The organism is Paenibacillus sp. FSL R7-0272, assembly GCF_037969905.1.
In the GTDB taxonomy this organism is placed as follows: Bacteria; Bacillota; Bacilli; order Paenibacillales; family Paenibacillaceae; genus Paenibacillus; species Paenibacillus polysaccharolyticus.
Genome location: NZ_CP150221.1, coordinates 264,703 through 285,027, shown reverse-complemented (window position 1 = coordinate 285,027; position 20,325 = coordinate 264,703). Strand labels below are relative to the sequence as shown.

Sequence of the window (20,325 nt, the reverse complement as noted above, 5' to 3'; positions counted from 1 at the left end):
CAAAAGGGTTATCTCGAATGAATTCATTCATCAACAGAATTCAACTCCAGATAACCCTTTTCTCCTCTAATCTTTATTCATAATTAGCATGATCTATCTACTTCCCGCTAATACCACCACACGCTCCCGCCTCTGCATTTCACCCTTCAGCTCTCTCAACGACAGAGCGGAGGACATCAGACTTCGGGTATACGGATGATTGGCCGAACTGGTCAGCTTGGCACTGTCCACAACCTCCACCACTCTCCCTTGATGCATGACTGCAATACGGTCACTCACTTGCTGCACCACAGCAAGATCATGTGATATGAATATGGAGGACACTCCCGTCTCCCTACGTAGTTCCATAAGCAGATCCAAAACCTGTTGCTGAATGGAAACATCCAAAGCAGAGGTAGCTTCGTCAAACAAAATGATCTCAGGCCGTAAACCAATCGCACGAGCAATGACAGCTCGCTGTTGTTGCCCGCCGCTTAATTCATGTGGATACTTATCCGCATCCATAGCAGACAATCCAACGCGCTCCAGCAATCTGCGTGTTTCCTGAGCAGCCGCCTGCCGTTTCATCATTTTATAATTCAACAGAGGCTCACCGATAAACATGCCCACCTTCATGCGTGGGTTGAAAATCGCCGCAGGCTCCTGAAAGACCATCTGAATCTGCTTACGCATCTGGCGCAGCTTCTCACCTTTCAAACGGGTAATCTCCTGCCCATGATACCAAATCTCTCCTGAAGTCACCTGTTCCAGCTGAGTTACACACTTGGCCAGTGAGCTTTTGCCGCTTCCACTCTGCCCGACAATGCCCAGACACTCCCCGGGATATAAAGCAAGATCTACATTCTGTAAAGCCTGAACAGCCTGCCTCCCTTTCATCTCGTACGTTTTACATACGTTACTCAGTTTTAGAATGGGTGATCCGGCATTGATCATGTATGGTTCCCCTCCAGTTCAGGTACAGCTTCTAACAGTTTGCGGGTATACTCGTGGTCAGGATTCGATATGACACGCAGTGTATCTCCCAGTTCCACTAACCTGCCGTCTAACATCACACCGATCCGATCAGCCATATGGGCCGCAACCGCCATATTATGCGTCACGAGCATCATGCCCGTTCCCTTGTCCGCACAAAGCCTGCTCAATTGATTCATTACTTCATTTTGAGTCGTAACATCCAGCGCACTCGTCGGCTCATCCGCCAGCAGCAGTTCCGGCTCTAACGCAGCCGCCATTGCGATCGCGGTTCGTTGCTTCATCCCCCCGCTAAGCTGGGAAGCATAGGCATGCATGACTCTCTCTGGATCATCCAGCCCCATACGGGTCAGTGTGTGAACGGCCAATCTCCAAGCCTCTTTACGGGACATAGGCAGGTGGGCACGAATCGCCTCCACATACTGACTTCCAATACTACGAATCGGATTCAGATATGAACCGCTGTCCTGAAAAACCATCGCGATTCGTTTGCCACGCATCCCCTGCCAATCTTGTTGCGAGTCACGTAGCAACACCCGTTCCCGAAAAATAATCTCTCCTCCGGTGTATCGTCCGCCTACAGGCAGTAGTCCCAGCAAAGCCCCGATCAGGGTCGACTTCCCGCTTCCGCTTTCCCCCACAATGCCAATGATCTCTCCTGGCTTCATCGAAAAGGATACATCTCGCAAGGAAGGCACGCCTTCCTTGTAACTTACAGACAGATTCTTCATCTCAACAAGCAAAGATGTCGTTCTCCCACGCAAGGACGTCATCACTACTCGACCTTAATGTTGCGATCTAGCAGATAGAAGTCGATCGGGTACATTGTTGCACCCTTTACATTACTTTTACTGACGATATTAATCGGTGTATATGTCAAGAACATATAAGCAGCATCGTTCAGAATCATCTGTTGCGCTTCTGCCGCAAGTGCATAACGCTTCTCCACATCAAACTCCGAGTGAAGACGCTCAATAAGCTCATCCAGCTTCGGATTGCTGTATCCGCCAACATTCCACTCTGCGCCTGTTTTGAAATAAAAGTCGAGAATATACTGCGGATCACCCGTGATGCCTGTATTAATGCTCGTCAGAGCCAAATCATAATTCCCACTCTTCTGATGGTCAGTGAGATCCTCATATGAGGTGAGCTCCAGCCCAACCCCAATTTCTTTAAGCTGGGACTGCATCGCAGCAGCCACAACGGAATCGGATTCATAAGCTGAGTTAAGAATCAGTTGTAACGATAGCTTCTTCCCATCCTTTTCGCGAATACCATCTCCATCAGCATCCTGATATCCAGCCTCATCCAGCAATTGTGTTGCCTTCGCGGGTTCGTAATCATATCCGGTAATTTTGTCGTACCCAAAAGGCAATGCAGAGGTAAACGGACCTTTGGCTGCTTGTCCACCCACCAGCGTATTCGCGTACATTTCGCGGTCAATTCCGTAAGATATGGCACGGCGAACCTTTATATCGCTTAGCAGTGAATGGGTCGTGTTAAACCACACAAACTGCGTACGGAGGCTCGGAATTTCATCAATCGTATATTGTGTTTTATCCTGAAAAAGAGGCATCTGGCTGCGTCCCACATTACTCGCTACATCGATTTCCCCTGATTGCAGTGCCAGCGCCCGTGTATTATCATCCTTGATGTATTTTAGTGTCATCGTATCCAGATCAGCCGCGCCACCCCAGTACTTATCGTACTTTTTCACCTGAATCTCCTGGTCGGGCGTATATCCTGTAACCATGAACGGCCCGGTAGCGATGGGCTCACTCTTGAATTTTGATGTGTCTGCACTCGTATCCACGATAATAAACAGCGGCTCTGCAATATTGCCTAACAGTGAGGCATCTGGCTGTGTTGTTTTGATCGTCAGATCCTGCCCCTTGGCAGTCATTGACGCAATTGGCAGTGTGGATTGACCTCTCTCATTCAGCGAGATGGAGCGTTCGATTGATTTTTTTACCGCATCCGCAGTCACGGGATTGCCATTATGGAACGTTACTCCGTCGCGAATATGAAAATGCCAGGTTGTATCATCGATCCGATCCCACTTATCGGCAAGTTTGGGGACGATCTTCATCTGCTCATCAAACTGAATCAACGTCTCTCCAATAGCCGCGCGCGTCAGCGTCCAGCCGTTCCATTCCTCCGCAGGATCAAGGCTACTCCCCAGCCAGAACAAGGCCACATTCAGATGTGATTTCTTGTCCTCACCAGTCGCACCACTCGCATTCACTCCTGCCTTTTTCCCCGTAGCATCGGATGATGAAGGTGTTGAATTTTTGTCGTTACCACAGGCCGCGAGCAACAGAATAGTCATCATTGATATGATAGCCAGCAACCATGTTTTTTGAACCTTGCTCATGCTTTCCATTCCCTTCAGTTACACTGTATTTTTCTTGGGATCAAGCACATCTCGCAGACTATCCCCCAGCAAATTAAAAATGATAACCGTGCTAAATATCGCAAGCCCCGGATAGATTAACAGCCAAGGCGCAGTCTGCAGATATCTTCTACCTTCATTTAACATCGCTCCCCACTCGGGATCAGGGGGCTGTGCACCAAGTCCGAGAAAGGACAGACCCGAAATCGACAACATCATGCCACCCACGTCCATCATGGCCATGACGATCAAGGGTGGCAACATATTCGGCAGAATCGTTCTGCTAATGATCTGGATTTTACGCGCACCGCTGAACGCGGCGGCAGTGACGAACTCTTTTTGCTGAAGAGAAATGACCAGGCTTCGGGCCATCCGTGCATACTTTGCCCACCAGACAACTGACAGTGCGACCACCGTGTTAAATAACCCCGGCCCTAACATGCCTACTACGGCAATCGCAAAAATCAAACTTGGAAATGCCATCAACGTATCGCACAGCCGCATCAGCAACGTATCCACCAACCCTCGCAGAAAACCTGCGACGACACCAACCGCTACGCCTAAGCCGAAAACAATACCGATCATCATAAACGTGAGCAACAGAGAGGTGCGTGCTCCATATAAAAGTCGGGACAGGACACATCGCCCAAGCTGATCCGTACCGAGTGGATATTCGGGGCTGGATGGCTGCAACACTTTGGCAAAATTCGTAGCAAGTGGATCGTGAGGCGCCAGAAGCGGCGCAATCAGAGCCAGAACGATCCAGCCTGTTGTCAGGGATAGCAAGAAAATAAATAGACGACGTTGTGTCAGATATTCTCGAATCTTCATCACCATCTACACATCCACATCCAGTTGAATGCGCGGATCGCGAAGATGTGTCCAGAGATCCACGATCAGATTCAGGGTGACATAGATGACTGCCATCCAGATTACATAACCCTGTATCAGGGGGTAATCGCGGGTGAAAATGGCATCCACCGCCATCTGTCCTACTCCCGGCCATACGAATAAACTCTCCACAATTGCTGCTCCGCCAAGTAGTGCTCCTGTTGTCATGCCTAGCAAGGTCACAATTGGCAACAGTGAATTGGGCAAAATATGTCGCCAAATAATCATTGATTCCTTCATACCTCTTGCTCTTGCACCCACTACGTAATTCTGGCTTGTCTCCTCCAGCATGACTGCACGAATCTGCCGGCTATATTGGGCGATCAATGGAATCGCGAGTGTCGCAGCAGGCAGGATCAGGCTGTTCCAGCCGGAACTACCCATGACCGGCAGCAGCTTCAGCTGCACACCAAATACCAGCATCAGCAACATCCCCAGCCAGAAGCTCGGCATGGATAGACCGGCAAACGAAAACAGGCGAATCACATAATCCAGCCATTGATTCCGGCGTACAGCCGAAAGAACTCCGAGCGGAAAGGAAATCAAAATCACCAGAAACATTGCGCTCCCGGTTAACTTGAGCGTTGCTGGAAGGCGGGCCATTAACACATCCAGCACCGGACGGTCATATTTATACGACGTACCAAAGTCTCCAGTAACTACTTGTCCCAGCCATGTGCCATACCGAACCAGAAATGGCTTGTCCAGCCCAAGCTCTGACCTCACCTGTCTGACTAGTTCATCCGAAGGTGTGACTCCGGTAGACATCAGCATCAGTCTGGCGGGATCTCCAGGAGACAGATACGTTAATAGAAATGTCAGGAAGGTGATTCCAAACAGAACGGCGACCAGTTGTAATAACCGTTTAACGATATATCTGCCCAATAATAAAACGCCCTTCCCGGTTTAATGCGCGTGTACGCCTTCATTCTCATTCCATTCAATACAAGCCAATTCAATTCAAGCCAATTCAAGCCAAAAAAGCGCCCTTTTCCGTTTCACGGGATAAGGACGCCTTAAATAAACAGATTTTCAGAAAAAAATCATGCTCTTTAAACACCTTCCTATCTCCCGTAGGGTACTGCTGTGTTTGTCCAACCTGGCAGGTCTCCTGGCTCCAGTATCATTGCCATAACAGCTCCTTCCCGGTCTTCGTAAGACCAGTGGATATGCTGCCTGACTCCTCTGTTACAGTGGCGGGACCGCGCCGGCATCACACCGGACTTCCCTTTTAAGCTTCTACCCCAGCGGGTAGAGCACCAAGTTCCACGTATTCAATTCACTAAAAGTTGGTATCTGTTACACTTCTGTATCAGTATAGCGGCATACGGAATAATGTTCAAAACTTTTCTTTCAAAATTTAAAATCATGAATGCGGCTAATCTCGCACTCGCGAGCCCTTGGGCGACACCCCCGTCACACGTTTGAACATTTTGGAAAAAAGCAGCGGGTCGGTGTATCCAACGGAGTGGGCTACTTCACTCACAGACAGCATCGGGTTACGAAGCAACTCCGCTGCACGATTCATGCGATACTCCAGGAAAAAGGCTTGCAGCGACTTGCCATATCGCTCTTTGAACAACCCCGATAAATACGTTCGATCCAGCCCGACCGCCTGTGCGATATCCAGAATAGAAGTACGCTGGCTATACCGGTTCTCCATAAATTGCACAGCCTGCCGAATATAAGTCTCTTTCGTCGAAAGGAGCGGATTTTCTTCTTCTTTGATCGGTGAGGATGCGATTAATGCCGCCATAAGTCGGTATAACAGGCTTTGATGTAACACATCCCCTCCTGCAACGGAGCTCGTTCCGGCCTGAAGCATCTCGTCATACAGCGTTGCCATCATACTCTTATCATGAGCAGTAAATACCGGGTGCTCCTCGCTTAACTGCGCACGTTGCATAAAAGCCTTCGCCTGTACACCTCTGAAGCCAAACCATGAATATGTCCAAGGCTCCTCAGCATCGGCCTCATAATGAATGACCGTGTCGGGTAAAATGAGAAATCCTTGGCCCTCGCCCAGAGGATATTCCCGATCTCCCATATATACCGTACCATAACCCTCATGTACGTAATGCACGATATAGGAATCACGTACCCCCGGCCCCCAATAGTGGGCAGGATCACATGCCTCCCATCCATAAAATAACAAGACCAGTTCCATCTGCGTCCAGCCGGCAGAGACCACATTCATTTCCACTTTCCGACTCATGTTTCCCTCCTTTCGACGATGAGGTTAAAGATATCTTAATGTGAGCTCACATATTCCCTTACCAGTACACATAACAAATTATAACAGGTAGAAGAGAGGAAATCTTGCTGAAAACGAAAACAAAAATGGGATTATGCCATATTTGAGAGGGTTTGAGCCATAGTGATATGAGCCTGTTCGGCCTATAGTTGGGGTACAACATTTTTCGGGAAGGATGAAGTTGAAATGAACAAAATTACATTTCTCGGTGCAGGCAGCACCGTTTTTGTCAAAAATGTATTGGGTGATGTGATGATGACGGAGGCCTTGCAGGACTTTGAACTGGCCTTGTTTGATATTGATGCTGAACGTCTAAGTGACTCGGAGCGTTTGTTAAAAAGTTTGGCACATTCGCTAGGAAGCCGCTGTTCCGTTAAAACATACCATGATCGCAAGGAAGCACTCCGCGGAGCTAAATATGTCATCAATGCCATTCAGGTAGGCGGATATGACCCGTGTACGATTACCGATTTTGAGATTCCGAAGAAATACGGCCTGCGTCAAACGATTGCCGATACGCTCGGCATTGGCGGAATCTTCCGTAACTTGCGTACCATTCCGGTGATGCTGGACTTCGCCAAGGATATGCAGGAAGTATGCCCGGATGCCTGGTTCCTGAACTACACGAACCCGATGGCTGTACTCACTAATGTCATGAACGTACATGGCGGAATTAAAACGATCGGTCTGTGTCACAGTGTACAAGTCTGCGTACCTCATCTGTTCGATACGCTGGGGATTGACCAGACGGGCGTCGTTGCCAAAATCGCCGGGATTAACCACATGGCATGGCTCCTGGAAGTAACAAAGGATGGTGTCGATCTTTATCCTGAGATCAAACGTCTTGCGAGACAGAAACAGCAGGAGACACATGATGATATGGTACGTTATGAACTGATGCATCGCTTCGGTTATTATGTTACCGAGTCTTCTGAGCACAGTGCGGAATATCATCCGTATTTTATCAAACGCAACTATCCGGAACTGATCGAACGCTTCAACATTCCACTCGATGAGTATCCGCGTCGCTGTGTAAACCAGATTGCAGAATGGAAGGAAATGCGAGAGAAGCTGTTTGCGAGTGAAAATATTCAACATACCCGCAGTCATGAATATGCTTCGCATATCATGGAAGCGATGGAGACGGATCGCCCGTACAAAATTGGCGGCAACGTTATCAACAACGGGCTCATCACCAACCTGCCACGAGAAGCTTGTGTCGAGGTGCCTTGTCTGGTTGATGGTTCCGGCATCAGCCCGACGTATATTGGTGACCTGCCGCCACAACTGGCAGCGCTGAACCGTACCAATATCAACACCCAGTTGCTCACCATCGAAGCGGCTATGACAGGCAAAAAAGAGCATATCTATCACGCGGCTATGCTCGATCCGCATACGGCTGCTGAGCTGTCCATGGACGACATCGTGGCGATGTGTGACGATTTGATTGAAGCCCACGGCGACTGGCTGCCTAAATTCTCATAATCTAAACGTTTAGACGTACAAATGAAGATATGTAAACAGAATGTATAACCAGATGCATAACTAAGATATACAAAAAGAGCACCGTGCCTTTCGAAATCGAAGGGGACGGTGCTTTTTTTCACTTATTTTCAGATTACTCCATTACTCCGCAGGCAGTAGAAAACGATATCCAATCCCTGGTTCCGTCTGAATATAGGAGGGCCGGGTGGGATCTTCCTTTAGCTTTTTACGCAAATGACCCACATAAACTCGCAAATAATGGCTGTCCGATTCATGATGATGCGCACCCCATACTTGCTGTAAAAGCTGGCGCTGGGTAATAATTTTGCCTGCATTCGAGGCAAGCACCTTCAGCATCTCATATTCGGTTGGCGTTAATTTGACCTGCTCTCCGTCCAGCTCAACCTGCCTGAGAGCCAGATCGATAACCAGTGAGCCAAATCGCAAAATGGGTTCATCCGTTGTTTTGGCGACATGCCGAAGCGCTACCCGAATTCGGGCAACCAGTTCACCCATGCCAAACGGCTTCGTCACATAATCATCTGCACCTGCATCCAGTGCGGCAATCTTATCAGCCTCCTGATCTTTTGCTGTCAGCACAATAATTGGCACCTGTGACCATTCCCTTATTCGGTGAAGCACGTCCATGCCAGATATGCCTGGTAAACCTAGATCAAGAATGATCAAATCGGGATGCACCACACTTGCCTGCGTAATACCCTCCTCTCCGTTAGCACACTCATAATGATCATATTGGTGAGCCTGAAGAGTCACTTTTAGCAGTTTGCGAATCTGCGGTTCATCATCAATCACCAGAATGCGAGCCCCTAATGCGGCATTCATCTAATCTCCAACCTCTCCTTGCCCTGTATAGGAAAATGGAACTTCATCCCTTCCTACAGGCAACTCTATACGTATTCTTGTTCCTCCATCCGGATTGCCCTCAGCATGGATTGTACCTCCGTGAACCTCCACAATACCTTTGCAGATGGCAAGTCCCAGCCCGGTTCCCGTAATATGCTGCGTGGAGGGTGAGCGATAGAACTTATCGAACACGCGAGTTCGCTCCGGTTCCTCAATTCCAACACCCTGATCATCTACGATAAAGGTCACACAACTCTGTCTCGGTTCATTCTTCACCCTTATGATCACCATGCTCTCGTCGGGTGAATATTTGAATGCATTGCTGACGATATTCACAAGTACCTGCTCAAGCAGCGCCTCATCTCCGTCAAAAAAAACCGGTTCTTCTGGCAGTTGTACCGTAACTTCACGATGAGGACTGAATTCTCTGACTTTTGCCAAAACAACGCTAATCATATCCCCTACATCACACCATTTGCGATTAAGTTGTAGCATACCGCTCTCCAGCCGCACCATGCCAAGCAAGTTGGTCACGAGACGATTCATACGCAACGCGCCGTCACGTATGTTGCCAGTCAATTCTAAGCGATCCTCGGGTGTAAAAAGACTGTCATTCTCCATCAGCCCTGTGGCTGAACCGATAATGGCAGTTAACGGCGTACGTAGCTCATGGGATACCGAATCCAGCAGCGCAGTTCGGATGCGCTCTGATTCAGCGGTAACTTGAGCAAGGCGCGCTTCCTCAGCCAGCTTCACCCGGGCGATTGCACCTGCCGCAAGACTGCCGCAGGCTTCCAGCAGCTGGCGCTGTTCCTGTTGCTTTTCCGGCTCACTAGTAGTCATGTATACAGCAAGTACACCGTGAATGTGGTTCTCTGTTTGCAGCGGAACATACAGCCCCGCCGATTCACCCAGCTTGGGCGATCCTTTGCCTGCGGTCTGTCCCTGTTTGTAGACCCAATCCGCGATAGCCAGCTCCGAAGAACGGCTTCCCCAGGCACTCTTCTCTGTCCCGATCTCAGACGCAGGTCTCTGTTTCGTCCAAAGCTTCAGTTCACCCTGTTGATCCGGCAGATATATGGCGGCTGGACTTCCGAGCATAAGGGATATCTGGCTCGCCATGTTATCCAACAAGGTATCCAGATTAGTAATTGCAGTGATCTGTCGACTAAGATCATACAGGGCATTCGTTGTGGCTTCACGAGATTTAACCCGATCCAGCTGTTGCCGTAAACGTCCGGCGAGACTTGCTGTCATGACGGCGACAGCCAAATACACCCCAAACGAAATCAGATATCGCAAATCCTCTATCGTAAAACTGAGATAAGGTGGAACAAAAAAGAAATCAAACATGACAACACTAAGGGTCGCTGCATATACTGCTGGCCCCATTCCCCAATATACAGCACTAATCAGTATGGGAAACAGGTACACCAGTGCAACGTTGACCAAGTCATCACTCATCCCAATGATATGAAGCAGTACGGTTAACAGGATGATGGCAAGTGTTACCCATATATAGGCGGGAACCCTTTTCTGGCGAGAGATTCCCTGTAATCTTTCCTGATCTTTGCCCTCTTCCTGATGTTCAGACAAATTCAATTCCACCCGCTTTATTTATAATCATCATCAGCTACGCTCAGCACATCGCGATGTCTCGACAGACGAACAAGCTGATTCACCACCGAGCCTGAGCCGCGATGGCCATTCAGCCACCATACTCGTTTCGCCTGCCCCACCACCAGTTGTGTTGCCTTCGCTTCCGTGGCCTTTGCATCCAAAATACCTGGTACCTCCCGCAACTTTGCACTTTGATGGATATGAAAATGCCCCCCTAGCCGCACAGTGAGCCGCTCCAAACCTGCGAGGTGCTCCTTCACTTCGGGAGCCATTACCATGCCTGTGCCGATGTGTACATGATGGACATGCCAGGATGCCTTCAGCCGATAAGCCATGCGAAAACCTCTGCGAATTAACCGCTCGGCGTGACGGTCGCTGCTGACACACACAAAAACGGACTCCTCACGGCGCCATGGTCCTCGTAATGTACGCGCGGATGATTGCAATTCAAGCCGCTCATCCACATCGTCCGCAAGTTCGCGTAGAGCCAGTTCACGCAGTGCGATCAGATTACCCATTTTAAAAAAATTCGCAAGCGCCTGCTCCACCTTGGCAGTTGCATAGATTTTACCCTCTCGCATGCGCTGCCGCAAGGCCTCGGGAGCGACATCAATCAGCTGCACCTCGTCCGCCAATTGCATGATCCGATCAGGTACCGTTTCTCGCACCCGTACACCCGTAATATGCTCAACGGCATCATTCAAGCTTTCAAGATGCTGTACGTTCACGGTTGTAATGACGGATATGCCTGCGTCCAGCAGCCGCAGTACATCCTCGTAACGCTTTTGCCGGGCACTTCCAGGCACGTTGGTATGCGCAAGCTCATCCACAAGCACCGCCTCGGGATGCAATTGTAATATCGCTTCTGTATCCATTTCCTCTAAGCATGTGTCTTGATATACCTTCTGCGCTCGCGGGATGATGGATAAGGATCCGATTTGTTCCACCGTGTCCGCTCGTCCATGGGTTTCCAGCAACCCGATATGCACGTTGATGCCTTTGCGCAACAGATCATTGCCTTCCCGCAGCATCATGTAGGTTTTGCCAACCCCGGGAGCAGCTCCAATATAGATTTTGAACGTACCACGCCGAATTAGTCCAATCTGTTCCTTCATCTCCTGCTCACTGAGTCTGCGATAGGTTTTTTGTTCCGTGTCATTTACTTTTGCCGGCACAACCCGTTCGCCCTCCCGCGCCGACCGATCCGCAACAAGTAGTAAATCGACACCCCGCAGTTTGCGTAGTAGTGAGTTAATGAGGGAGCCCTGCCATAACTCCTGCCAGCGTGTACGCCGCGAATGCCCCATAACAATCCGGGTAATCTGCTGTTTGATCGCATACTGCGCCAATGTTGCCGGGATATAGCGGTGATGTATGACAGGAAGTTCCTCCATGTGTCCGCCGATTTTCTCCACCAGTTTCATCATGTTGCGGCGGAATACCGTCGCTTCCCTCGTTAGTGGCTGTTTCATGGGACGGAAGACAACGACATGCAAGCTCCCGTTCAATCGACGGGCAATCTGCTGTCCGCGCTGAATGTAGATCGAACCGTTCCAGTGGTACTGCGCGGAGACAAGAATACGTTCCATAATGCCTGTTGCGGGCGGAAGACCCATTTCCTCGCGATGTTCACGTAAAGACTCGTTGACCCCTTCTGCAACAATTTTCAGTGCCAGCTCACGTAAAATTCCGAGATTACCATGGCGGAAAACATCCGCACTTCCGTGACCTTGCAGATGACCTTCCGCAAGACGACTCAAAATGGTTTCTGGCGTAACGTCGATCAGCTTTACTTCATCCGCAAGTTCCAACGTATCTGCCGGCACGGTATGTGACACCTTAATTCCCGTGAGCTGTCTGGCGAGTTCGGTATACCCCTCCAGTTCATACACATTCACGGTAGTTATGACACTGATGTTGTGACGCAATAGAAAACGGATATCCTCCAGTCTCGTCGCATGTCTTGCCCCTATCCGGTTTCGATGTGCCAACCCATCGACCAGAACAACCTCCGGATTGCGAACTAACAATGCGTCCAGATTCAAGTCTTTCATCTCCGCTCCGTCACTGCTCCGAATCCAGTGGATGCTGGGCACACGCTCAAGCTCACCGAGCTGTTCTACCGTTTCCGGTCTTCTCATCGTGGAGACCGCACATATGACGACATCTATGCCCTGCTCGCGCAAATGATTGCCGTCTCTGAGCATATGATACGTTTTACCTGAACCGCTGACCGGGCCAATGTAGATTTTAAACGTGCCCTCTTGTAGCTTCGAAATCATACGCAACATCTCTTCCGGCGATTTCCGCTTGAAGCTGCCCTCCATGCTGTCGCTCTCCTCCTCTCCTTCCTATAATGAACTCCACTTCTACTTCTTCTGTGCTGTAGTGAGTGCCAGATTTAGCTCCATCACATTCACACGAGGCTCCCCAAATATACCTAACTGGCGGCCTTGTGTATGATCCTGAATAAGCTGAGCCAACTTCTGCTTACTGAGTCCTGTCGCTTGACTAATCCGCGGAATCTGGGCCTCAGCCGCTTCAGGAGACAGGTCCGGGTCAAGCCCTGAACCGGAACCCGTAACCAGATCGGCAGGAATCTGATGCGGCAGAGCAGGATTTTCCTGGCGGAGTGTAGCCAGCTTCTGGTTCATCTCTGCAATATACTCCGGCGAGGCCACCGCTCGATTAGACCCTGCGGAAGCGGTTGGATCATAATTCGCTTTGGATGCCCTAGGCTGGAACAATCCCGGTGACTTCACTTCCTGCGCCAGCAGAGATGAGCCGATGACTTTTGCATCTTGAACCATGAGACTGCCGTTCGCCTGTGAAGGAAACAACAATTGGGCCACCCCCGTTGTGACAAGCGGATAGAGCAGACCACAGACTAGCATGAGCACGACAGACAACCGCAACGCGGGTATAAACATCTTCATACAAATCACTTCCTGAATGGATTTAATGTATTCGTCAAAAAGGGCAACCACGTCATCTTCACCATGAATGACACCACCTGTACTTCACAGCTACAATGACATTTACATCAAACCTGACAAAACCAGGTCAATCAGCTTGATGCCGATAAACGGTACAATCACACCGCCAACACCATAGATGAACACGTTGCGACTCAGCAGCCGTTCGGCAGACATCGGACGATATTTCACACCCTTCATCGCAATCGGAATGAGCAACGGAATAATAATCGCATTGAAGATCAGTGCGGACAGAATTGCAGATTGCGGCGAAGAGAGATTCATAATGTTCAGTGCCTGAAGCTGTGGCATGGCGAGAATGAACATCGCTGGAATGATGGCAAAGTATTTGGCGATATCGTTGGATATGGAAAAGGTGGTCAGTGCGCCGCGTGTAATCAGCAGTTGCTTGCCTATGGAGACTACCGACAACAGCTTGGTCGGGTCAGAGTCCAGATCGATCATGTTGGCCGCTTCTTTTGCCGCCATCGTTCCCGAATTCATCGCCAGGCCCACATCGGCCTGCGCCAGAGCAGGAGCATCATTGGTGCCGTCGCCTGTCATGGCGACAAGTTTGCCCTCCTGCTGTTCTTTTTTGATCGCCGCAATCTTGTCCTCAGGCTTCGCTTCCGCTATAAAATCATCCACACCCGCCTCCAGTGCGATCGTCGCTGCTGTCAGCGGGTTATCGCCGGTGCACATGATTGTCTTGATACCCATGGCACGCATCTCGGCAAATTTCTCCTTGAGACCGGGTTTCACGGTGTCTTTCAAATAAATCACACCATAGATTCGGTTATGGATCGCTACCGCCAGTGGTGTCCCCCCGGCCTTTGCAATCCGCGTCGCTATTTCGTCCAGATCACCGGGTACACGTCCGCCTTCGGAGGTCACATACCGCTTGATTGCATCTACTGCGCCTTTGCGGATTTTGGTTCCATCACTCAGATTCAGACCAGACATGCGTGTTTCCGCAGTAAACTCGATACGATCGGCATTGGTGTAGTTGCTTTCCTCCCAGCTCTGCCCCTGCTTACTTGCAAGTTCGACGACAGAACGACCTTCTGGTGTTTCATCTCGCACTGAAGCTTGAAGCGCCGCCCGTGTCATCTCGGGTACAGTTACACCCTGAACCGGAATAAATTCAGAAGCCATCCGGTTGCCGTATGTGATCGTGCCTGTTTTGTCCAGAATCAACGTATCGATATCGCCAGCCGCTTCCACCGCTTTCCCCGACATCGCTAGCACGTTAAACTGTGTCACCCGATCCATGCCAGCAATCCCGATGGCAGACAGCAGACCGCCGATCGTAGTTGGAATCAGGCACACAAGCAGAGCAATTAAGGTAGCCAGATCGAGCCGGATGCCGAGATAATTTGCCATAGGGACCATCGTCACAATGACGATCAGGAAGATTAGCGTTAATACGGCAAGAAGGGTAGTCAGGGCAATCTCGTTTGGCGTTTTCTGACGCTGTGCGCCTTCCACGAGAGAGATCATTCGATCCAGAAACGATTCGCCGGGATCGGTCTGCACTCGCATGATGATGTAATCAGAGGTCACCCGTGTACCTCCGGTGACTGAAGAGAAATCGCCGCCGGCTTCCTTGATCACCGGGGCGGACTCCCCTGTAATAGCCGATTCATCGATAGAGGCCAAACCTTGGGTAATCTCACCGTCCGTTGGAATGAGTTCCCCGGCTTCCACACGGACGAGGTCCCCTTTTTTCAACTCGGTCGAAGCGACCTGTTTCACAGTTCCATCCTTCTGCAATAGATTGGCCATCGTATCCGATTTTGTCTTACGCAAGGTATCCGCCTGTGCTTTGCCCCGCCCTTCCGCTAGCGCCTCGGCAAAATTGGCAAATAGCAACGTGAAGAGCAAAATAAAAAATACAGCCACATTGTATCCTCGCCCTGCATCCGAAGCGGTAAATAGATTGGGATCAATACATAATAGCAACGTAATGAATGTACCGACTTCCACGATAAACATGACTGGATTTTTGATCATGACCATCGGATTCAGCTTTTTGAATGCATCTCGCATGGCCTGGAGCAACATTGATTTATTTAAGGATCGTTTCGACCCAGGATGATGCTGAACGTCGTTAATGCGTTGATGAATTTGTTCTTTGTTTCGTTCCACTGCATTCATTGTGAATGCCACCTCCATACTATACGTGCTTACTTCAATCCTTTATCGTGCTTCCATTTTTATGGGCTGTGTCGCTGTCGCTCCGCTGGCTTACTCATTCGCGGATTTTTCCACCTAACACCACCTCGCATCGTTCACCTGCCACTCATCGCACCATCGACAAATGCTCTGCAATAGGACCTAGAGCCAGCGAAGGGAAGAATGTCAGCGCGCCTACGACCACAATCATCATGACCAGAATGCCTGCAAATAGCGGTGTATGCGTCCGTAGCGTTCCTGTGGTAACCGGGACAACCCGTTTCACGGCAAGTGAACCTGCTATAGCCAGCATGGCAATCATCGAGATATATCTTCCGAGCAACATCACAATCCCTATAGCGATATTGTAAAAGTCCGTGTTGGCGTTCAGTCCGGCAAAAGCCGATCCGTTATTGGCCGCTCCTGAGGCAAAAGCGTACAACACCTCGGTTAGTCCATGAGTACCTCCATTGGAAATGGAAGCCACGGCCTCCGGATTTATTAAAGCGAGTGCGGTTGGCACAAGAATAATCAAGGGATGAATCAGCAAGGCGATACAGGCCAGCTTGATCTCTTTGCCTTCGATCTTTTTGCCCAGGAACTCCGGTGTCCGGCCAACCATCAACCCGCAGATAAAGACCGCAATGATCACATACAGCAGACCATTCAACAAACCTACACCCTTGCCGCCAAATACATTGTTCAGCATCATCTGAGCAAGAGAAACCAATCCCCCAAGCGGAGTAAGTGACTCATGCATATTGTTCACTGACCCCGTCGTTGCCGCCGTAGTTACAGCCGTAAATAGAGCCGATTCGGGAATCCCAAACCTGACCTCCTTACCTTCCATGTTGGTTTGTAGTCCATTCGCATCCAGCGCGGGCACTCCGCGATATTCGGAAACAAATACCGTCGTCAGCATCACTAGGAACAGAACTCCCATTGCAGCAAACAACGCCCAGCCCTGCTTCCGGTTATTCACCATCAAGCCAAATGCATACACCAGCGCTGTCGGTAGCAACATCATACAAACGATATGCACCAGATTGCTCAGCGCGGTTGGATTTTCAAATGGATGCGCTGCATTGGTGCCGAACCAGCCCCCGCCGTTGGTTCCAATGTGTTTAATCGACTCCAGCGAAGCCACTAATCCGCGGGTGATGGTCTGCTGTGCACCCTCCAGCGTGGTTGCGTTCACCGCACCGGCCAGCGTCTGCGGCACCCCTTGAAATACAAGGAACAAGGCCACAATGAAGCTGAGCGGTAAAAAAATACGAGTAATCGACCGAACCAGGTCGACATAAAAGTTACCCAGATCATCCCGGCGGCCTACTAATCCGCGAATAAAGGCAATCGCCACCGCGAATCCCGTTGCCGCCGAGGTGAACATCGGGAACGTTACCGCGAGCAGTTGTGACAGATACGACAGAGCATTCTCTCCCGTATAGGACTGCCAGTTGGTATTGGTCATAAACGATGCCGCTGTGTTAAAGGACTGCGCAGCCGGCATGTTATCGATCCCATCCGGATTGAGGGGCAGGAACTTTTGCAGCCGTAACACCAGAAACATCAGGATCAACATGACCGCATTGGAGATGAGCACGGCAGACAAATATTTTTTCCACCCCATCGTTTCATCTTCCCGTACACCCATCAGCCGATACAATAATCGCTCCGGTCCTCCAAACACACGATCAAGTCCCGTTCGTTGCCTGTCAAATACCCTCACCAAATAACTACCCGCCGGCTTCACCAGCAGCAATATGATTAGCAGCGTGACCGCTACTTGCACTACACCGATACCCATATCTGCATATCCTCCCTAATTCCAACCTTGGTGTTTCCCACTAACCTACTCTTTATCTTCAGCTTCAGGCACATGATCTGAACAGTTACGTTAGAATTTCTCTGGCTTCACCAGCACGTACCCGAGATAGACAATCAGAGCCATGACAATTACGCCGATGAAAATCATCTTTTTCGCCCTTCCTTCCTGCCTTCAGGCCTTCTCGCAAAATTTTACAAAGCCCCAAAACACCGCAAACAACAGTACGATCAGTCCAATCATCGTTGCATCATTCACCATGCGTCCTTCATCCTCTCTTCTCTACCGTTCCTCTCGCTTGCTACAAGTAAAATCGTAATACGAATCGCTGTAAAAAGGGGGTAAAGAAACCCCGCTCTGGCTGTAAAAAAAGCGTAAAAAAGACCCGTTCTTCTCAGCGATCAGCTGAAAGAACGGGTCTGACGTAGATGCATATCAATGTAGGACTAAGGATTACATTGAATAGGTCATCTTTTTTTTAAGAACTGCGAGTAGTCCTGCCCTTAATGCCAGCGGGGGAAACATTTTAGATCTCAAGGTTTTACAACAAAAAGGAAATCAAGAATTAGATCCAGAGCCCTCCCTACCCGAACGGATTCTGCGCCCACTGTGTCAGCCGTTTTTTGGTGATCCGTCCATGTGAAGTGTGTTGAATAACCTGCCTCTGATCGAGTAGGAGTACCTGCGGCGATTCATGGCGAACCTCGGTCTCTTCGGAGATGTGACGGGATAACGGACGGTTCTCGATAACTTTCACCATACGATATTCCATCGTCTGTTTCGGATCGGATGCATTGGTGCCGACAAAAGCCATGAACTCTCTATATGCTCGCGCACTAACGGGACAAGTTGTGCTGTGTTTCAGCAAAAGCACCGGATGCTCTTGCGAACGTTGGAGCGCCTCTTGCCAATCCTCCAGTTTATGCAATTCCAGCACATGCTCGCTTAACATCTCATGTGAATCGGCGCCTGTACGTTTACTGACCACGGAACCGATCACCACGCCAAGAGCAGCACCAAAAGCGATGCCCAGTCCAATCTGCCCCGTAGCTGTACCAAAGCTTGCACCAAGCGCCACACCGACTCCGAGCCAAAGTGCCTGATGATTCACCTTTTTCTCCACATAAAGTCATCCTTTCTCTACGTATGAATCAAGCGATTCGAAGCTATATAAGTCGAACGACTAAACAGGCTTTTCCTGAATACTTCAATGATCATATTTTTATCTCATATTTTGTTCAAATTATAGCACAGCCCCTGCACACAAGCTTTCAGAATCTGCATCTTTCGGGTACATAATTGTGTTACACTGATGGTAATTTGGAAACGATGAACATAAGAGCAACTGAAAGGCGGAAATCCAATATGACATACGCTTTTACGATTGAACCACCGGAATATTATGCACTGGACAACGGGCCTGAGTTAATTGCCAAGTGTCAGGAATGGGGTCTAATTTCGGCGAAAGCGACCAAACTCAAAACATTTTATTATAAAGGGAACGGGCTGAATCTGCCCTGCACCATTCTAGGTTTTGTGGATCACATGACGGCTGTAATCGAGCTGGATAATGGGCAAAAACACTGCATTCACCCCTCCTATCTCAAAGAAATGCAGGCTTCGGGTTACAGCACCAGAGGATTAAGCGGAGCGGGAGCAGAGACGGGAACGGAACAGGGCTACACTGCACAAGCCCCTGATTCCGCTGAAACATCTGCCCAGGACGACTCGCCAGCCGAGCTGGTTGATCCTGAGGATGACATGGATGGGCCAGATTCCTTCTCCGAGCTCAAAGGTGATCCTGACGGATTGGTGGAGGAATACATCGGGCCTCAGGCAGGGAACAATGCCGATGCGACTTCAGAAACCAAATCCAAAACCAAAGCTGCACCGAAAACAAAAGCCGTTAAAATCGATCTGCCCGAAGGCAAAGTGAAGATGAGCGGGGTGGTTAAGGAGTTTACGACAGTACCCAACCATTTCTCGGACAATGACGATGAAGTTATCATTTATGAGTCTGTAACCATTACGGAGCCTGATGTCATTGAGGTCGGAGAGGCTTGGTCCAGTCACAGTGCAACGATGAAGAAACAGGAATTAGAAGTTGGCGATGTGCTAACCTTTGAAGCTAAAATTATCAAAAAGAAGCTAACCCGTAATCCGGTGCCATACAAAATCAACAACCCTTCCAAGATTCAGAAGGAAGATTAGTTTTCTTTCACAAAAAAGTACACAAAAAAACCTCCACGCTACCTGATGTAGCGAATGGAGGTTTTTTCCAGATAGTTATTTAGTTATTACGTGTTTTATAGTTTAATGCTTGATATTTAGCACATAAGCCCAGACTGTAGCTGTCCCTATGCTTGTCCAGGAGTTGCACTGATTTGGAACTGCACACCAAATTTATCAGTAACATTACCGTAAGCCGGGCTCCAGAACGTTTCCTGAATCGGCATATTCACTTTACCGCCCACTTCAAGTTTACTGAAAATGTCCTTCGCTTGCTCAGCTGTGTCCGTATTGACCGTCACCGTGATGTTATCTCCAACGGTGTGAGGCATACCAGGTAGCGTATCCGATAACATCAGCACCGAACTGCCGATTTGCAGAGACGCATGCATAATCCAGTCTTTGGCTTCTGGTGGAATTGGATGATCCGGGCTGGATGGGCCTTCCCCAAACGTCTGCATTGCGAGCACTTCCGCACCAAATGCCTCTTTGTAGAACTCGACAGCTTCACGCCCGTTACCATTGGTAACAAGGTATACATTCAAGTTAATTGCCATGGATTGTTCATCTCCTTGGATTTGTGTAGTATATATGGGTCAGGTCACTTGCGACATGAGTATATAGGAGCGAATTGTCCTTTGAC

Annotated in this window: 16 protein-coding genes and 1 riboswitch; of the genes, 2 read left to right on the top strand and 14 right to left on the bottom strand. The window is 49.4% G+C overall.

What is annotated here, in order from left to right:
* Positions 1–93 precede the first annotated feature (93 nt).
* The 6 genes from MKY23_RS01285 to MKY23_RS01260 all read right to left on the bottom strand — a co-directional run bounded on the left by MKY23_RS01285 (position 94) and on the right by MKY23_RS01260 (position 6,470).
* Positions 94–933, bottom strand: coding sequence for a dipeptide/oligopeptide/nickel ABC transporter ATP-binding protein (locus MKY23_RS01285; RefSeq protein ID WP_154959854.1), 840 nt, complete (start codon positions 931–933; stop codon positions 94–96).
* Entirely contained in the window at positions 930–1,745 is an 816-nt protein-coding gene (locus tag MKY23_RS01280; RefSeq protein ID WP_154959855.1) for an ABC transporter ATP-binding protein, read from the bottom strand. The genes MKY23_RS01285 and MKY23_RS01280 overlap by 4 nt, the downstream gene beginning before the upstream one ends.
* A gap of 2 nt (positions 1,746–1,747) precedes the next feature.
* On the bottom strand, positions 1,748–3,346 hold the full coding sequence (locus MKY23_RS01275; protein WP_261771705.1) for an ABC transporter substrate-binding protein: 1,599 nt from the start codon (positions 3,344–3,346) through the stop codon (positions 1,748–1,750).
* 18 nt (positions 3,347–3,364) lie between these two features.
* Positions 3,365–4,195: a nickel transporter permease gene (nikC, locus tag MKY23_RS01270; protein ID WP_339834720.1), complete on the bottom strand. Its 831-nt coding sequence runs from the start codon at positions 4,193–4,195 to the stop codon at positions 3,365–3,367.
* A gap of 6 nt (positions 4,196–4,201) precedes the next feature.
* Positions 4,202–5,140, bottom strand: coding sequence for a nickel ABC transporter permease (gene nikB / locus MKY23_RS01265; protein ID WP_339834717.1), 939 nt, complete (start codon positions 5,138–5,140; stop codon positions 4,202–4,204).
* A gap of 198 nt (positions 5,141–5,338) precedes the next feature.
* A riboswitch (cobalamin riboswitch) is annotated at positions 5,339–5,534 on the bottom strand.
* 99 nt (positions 5,535–5,633) lie between these two features.
* On the bottom strand, positions 5,634–6,470 hold the full coding sequence (locus MKY23_RS01260; protein ID WP_154984876.1) for an AraC family transcriptional regulator: 837 nt from the start codon (positions 6,468–6,470) through the stop codon (positions 5,634–5,636).
* Between the two features lie 225 nt (positions 6,471–6,695).
* Here MKY23_RS01260 and MKY23_RS01255 point away from each other — a divergent pair, with 225 nt between their 5' ends.
* Positions 6,696–7,994 (top strand): alpha-glucosidase/alpha-galactosidase, encoded by a 1,299-nt coding sequence (locus MKY23_RS01255; RefSeq protein ID WP_339834712.1) that lies wholly within the window; start codon positions 6,696–6,698, stop codon positions 7,992–7,994.
* A 141-nt stretch (positions 7,995–8,135) separates the two neighbouring features.
* Here MKY23_RS01255 and MKY23_RS01250 read toward each other — a convergent pair whose 3' ends face one another.
* The 7 genes from MKY23_RS01250 to ytxJ all read right to left on the bottom strand — a co-directional run bounded on the left by MKY23_RS01250 (position 8,136) and on the right by ytxJ (position 18,576).
* Positions 8,136–8,837, bottom strand: a complete 702-nt coding sequence (locus MKY23_RS01250) for a response regulator (protein WP_154891505.1) — start codon at positions 8,835–8,837, stop codon at positions 8,136–8,138.
* Positions 8,838–10,454 carry a DUF4118 domain-containing protein gene (locus tag MKY23_RS01245; RefSeq protein WP_339834707.1) on the bottom strand — a complete coding sequence of 539 codons (1,617 nt, stop codon included), beginning with the start codon at positions 10,452–10,454 and terminating at the stop codon, positions 8,838–8,840. It abuts the gene before it with no gap.
* 17 nt (positions 10,455–10,471) lie between these two features.
* Positions 10,472–12,805: a histidine kinase gene (locus MKY23_RS01240; RefSeq protein ID WP_339834704.1), complete on the bottom strand. Its 2,334-nt coding sequence runs from the start codon at positions 12,803–12,805 to the stop codon at positions 10,472–10,474.
* A 42-nt stretch (positions 12,806–12,847) separates the two neighbouring features.
* Positions 12,848–13,414 carry a potassium-transporting ATPase subunit KdpC gene (kdpC, locus tag MKY23_RS01235; protein ID WP_339834701.1) on the bottom strand — a complete coding sequence of 189 codons (567 nt, stop codon included), beginning with the start codon at positions 13,412–13,414 and terminating at the stop codon, positions 12,848–12,850.
* A 102-nt stretch (positions 13,415–13,516) separates the two neighbouring features.
* A complete protein-coding gene (gene kdpB, locus MKY23_RS01230) occupies positions 13,517–15,610 on the bottom strand; it encodes a potassium-transporting ATPase subunit KdpB (protein WP_339834698.1) in 2,094 nt (697 codons plus the stop codon).
* A gap of 145 nt (positions 15,611–15,755) precedes the next feature.
* Entirely contained in the window at positions 15,756–17,429 is a 1,674-nt protein-coding gene (gene kdpA, locus MKY23_RS01225; RefSeq protein ID WP_339839131.1) for a potassium-transporting ATPase subunit KdpA, read from the bottom strand.
* Positions 17,430–18,036: 607 nt separating this feature from the next.
* The gene (gene ytxJ / locus MKY23_RS01220; protein ID WP_339834695.1) at positions 18,037–18,576 is read right to left on the bottom strand and encodes a bacillithiol system redox-active protein YtxJ; all 540 of its coding nucleotides are present in this window, start codon (positions 18,574–18,576) and stop codon (positions 18,037–18,039) included.
* Positions 18,577–18,818: 242 nt separating this feature from the next.
* Here ytxJ and MKY23_RS01215 point away from each other — a divergent pair, with 242 nt between their 5' ends.
* Positions 18,819–19,664, top strand: coding sequence for a hypothetical protein (locus MKY23_RS01215; protein WP_339834692.1), 846 nt, complete (start codon positions 18,819–18,821; stop codon positions 19,662–19,664).
* Between the two features lie 146 nt (positions 19,665–19,810).
* Here MKY23_RS01215 and MKY23_RS01210 read toward each other — a convergent pair whose 3' ends face one another.
* Entirely contained in the window at positions 19,811–20,239 is a 429-nt protein-coding gene (locus tag MKY23_RS01210; RefSeq protein ID WP_090924229.1) for a VOC family protein, read from the bottom strand.
* Between the last annotated feature and the right edge of the window lie 86 nt (positions 20,240–20,325).

Excerpts from the sequence above, each read along its gene's own strand:
- MKY23_RS01285 (WP_154959854.1), bottom strand. The coding sequence starts at position 933 with ATGATCAATGCCGGATCACCCATTCTAAAACTGAGTAACGTATGTAAA.
- MKY23_RS01280 (WP_154959855.1), bottom strand. The coding sequence starts at position 1,745 with ATGACGTCCTTGCGTGGGAGAACGACATCTTTGCTTGTTGAGATGAAG.
- MKY23_RS01275 (WP_261771705.1), bottom strand. The coding sequence starts at position 3,346 with ATGAGCAAGGTTCAAAAAACATGGTTGCTGGCTATCATATCAATGATG.
- nikC (WP_339834720.1), bottom strand. The coding sequence starts at position 4,195 with ATGAAGATTCGAGAATATCTGACACAACGTCGTCTATTTATTTTCTTG.
- MKY23_RS01260 (WP_154984876.1), bottom strand. The coding sequence starts at position 6,470 with ATGAGTCGGAAAGTGGAAATGAATGTGGTCTCTGCCGGCTGGACGCAG.
- MKY23_RS01255 (WP_339834712.1), top strand. The coding sequence starts at position 6,696 with ATGAACAAAATTACATTTCTCGGTGCAGGCAGCACCGTTTTTGTCAAA.
- MKY23_RS01250 (WP_154891505.1), bottom strand. The coding sequence starts at position 8,837 with ATGAATGCCGCATTAGGGGCTCGCATTCTGGTGATTGATGATGAACCG.
- MKY23_RS01240 (WP_339834704.1), bottom strand. The coding sequence starts at position 12,805 with ATGGAGGGCAGCTTCAAGCGGAAATCGCCGGAAGAGATGTTGCGTATG.
- kdpC (WP_339834701.1), bottom strand. The coding sequence starts at position 13,414 with ATGAAGATGTTTATACCCGCGTTGCGGTTGTCTGTCGTGCTCATGCTA.
- kdpB (WP_339834698.1), bottom strand. The coding sequence starts at position 15,610 with ATGAATGCAGTGGAACGAAACAAAGAACAAATTCATCAACGCATTAAC.
- MKY23_RS01215 (WP_339834692.1), top strand. The coding sequence starts at position 18,819 with ATGACATACGCTTTTACGATTGAACCACCGGAATATTATGCACTGGAC.
- MKY23_RS01210 (WP_090924229.1), bottom strand. The coding sequence starts at position 20,239 with ATGGCAATTAACTTGAATGTATACCTTGTTACCAATGGTAACGGGCGT.